Annotated in this window: 1 protein-coding gene and 2 pseudogenes; 1 reads left to right on the top strand and 2 read right to left on the bottom strand. The window is 26.7% G+C overall.

What is annotated here, in order from left to right; genetic code table 11:
* Positions 1 to 375: 375 nt before the first annotated feature.
* Both B5E87_RS15165 and B5E87_RS14725 read right to left on the bottom strand, forming a co-directional pair.
* Positions 376 to 552 (bottom strand): hypothetical protein, encoded by a 177-nt coding sequence (locus B5E87_RS15165; protein WP_158093977.1) that lies wholly within the window; start codon positions 550 to 552, stop codon positions 376 to 378.
* A 657-nt stretch (positions 553 to 1,209) separates the two neighbouring features.
* A pseudogene (locus B5E87_RS14725) lies at positions 1,210 to 1,602 on the bottom strand (ATP-binding protein); the annotation flags it as partial.
* A 46-nt stretch (positions 1,603 to 1,648) separates the two neighbouring features.
* On the opposite strand from B5E87_RS14725, the pseudogene B5E87_RS15760 reads away from it, so the two are divergent.
* Positions 1,649 to 1,761: pseudogene (locus B5E87_RS15760) on the top strand (hypothetical protein); the annotation flags it as partial.

The raw sequence follows: 1,761 nt of genomic DNA, 5'->3' as shown, positions 1-1,761 counted from the left end.
AGACTTTATTATTTAGTGCTTACAAAGAAAAACAAAAATAAAAGAAAAATCGTCATCACACAGGTGTGATGACGACATCAAACAAGTAATACTATTCGATTTTTAAAGTGAAATATTCATTAATGGGCATAAATGATATTCCCACCAAAATAACACCAAAAATATAAAAAGTATACCTCAGTATAAAAAATGATACCGAGATATACTTTTAAAACGGCTTAAACACAGTATTTTTTATTAACCTTTATACATTGATATACTTTTATCAATAGCTATAGAGTATGCAGCTGTAGTTCAATGATAAAACCTCAAACTTTCAAACTGATTGAATGAGTTCAATTCTCATCACTTGCACCATATGTAAATTTAAAATCTTTATTTCTTTGTAAAAATAATAAAAACAAGACCTAAAAATGAAGTAATTGTCAATGCCATATTCATTTGTAAAAGCGTAATAACATCTTTTGGCACTATATAATTCAAACCAAGAGCAATAACATAAAAAATTAACACTAAATAGAATATAAATAATAATACTTCTTGAATTTTCAATATATCCCCCCTCATTCATTGCATACATAGTATTATAGCAGATGTCCAGGAAATCACAAGACTCTCAAATGATATCAATTCTATATTACTTATAAGAAATAAAAATAGTAACATATACTCAACAATGAGCTATTGTTACTATTTTTTATATAATTTATGAGAAATTTTTGTCTTCAAAAGGATCAAAGGTATTCAATAAGTTCTAAAATATACGTTAACAATTTATTTCCTTTTGACACATATTACAAACCAATAGATAGCAAATAATATGATAGCCTCCAATTGTGTACAAGTATATATAGCAATCAATGTAAAATTATCCAATTTTCAAGACAACCTGTTTGATTACATACAAAAGACTCTATAACCAACAAAAGAACCCACAATGACAATAGTGCATTTATGATACTAGAAAAAATCTATTTTCTTTTCTAGTGTAAAGTATTTTTATTATAACAAAAATTAGAATAAGCAATATAATTTCTAATAAAATATATAAAATTATTAAAATCAACCTTTATTTGAATATTTCATCTCTTTGACGACACCGTGTTAATACAGTGACGACAGTGTGTTAATCAAATTGACGACACTATATCTTCATCAAAAAAAGGAAGTTTGTTCTTTAGTATTTTTTGAACATTCTTCCCTTATTTTTTATTCAAATTCTCTTACCCTCATTGATTTACTTCCTTTAATATGAATGAAATATGAATTTGCTGTTATTCTATCTAATATTGCATCTGCTATTGCACTGCTTCCTAAGTTTTCATGCCATCCTTGTGGAATAAATTGTGAAGCAAATATTGTTGAATGAGTATTATATCTCAATTCTAATAATTCTAAGATATCTGATTGCTGTTCTGAAGTCGTCGGTGTTAATAGAAATTCATCAATAATGAGTAATTCTATCCTTGATAGTGCTCTTAATTTCTTTTTATAATTTTCTTTAGCTCTTGCTTGATCTAAATCATACAATAAATCAGGCAATCTTATATATTTTACATTTATTGCCTTTTTACATGCTTCATTTCCTAATGCCGAAATGTAATATGTCTTTCCCTAATGTAAAGCTTTACATTAGGGAAAGACATGGCTCTCATGTGCATTAGCAAATGAAGCGGCAAAACAAAAATATAAAATATTTTACATTAGAATGCCTGAGCTATTAGAAAAGTATAATGAACTGAGGAATATGGGTAAAAGTCT

Origin of the sequence: Massilimicrobiota sp. An142, from assembly GCF_002160725.1 — a bacterium.
Taxonomy (GTDB): domain Bacteria; phylum Bacillota_I; class Bacilli_A; order Erysipelotrichales; family Coprobacillaceae; genus Allocoprobacillus; species Allocoprobacillus merdigallinarum.
This window is presented reverse-complemented; position numbering and strand designations above follow the sequence as displayed.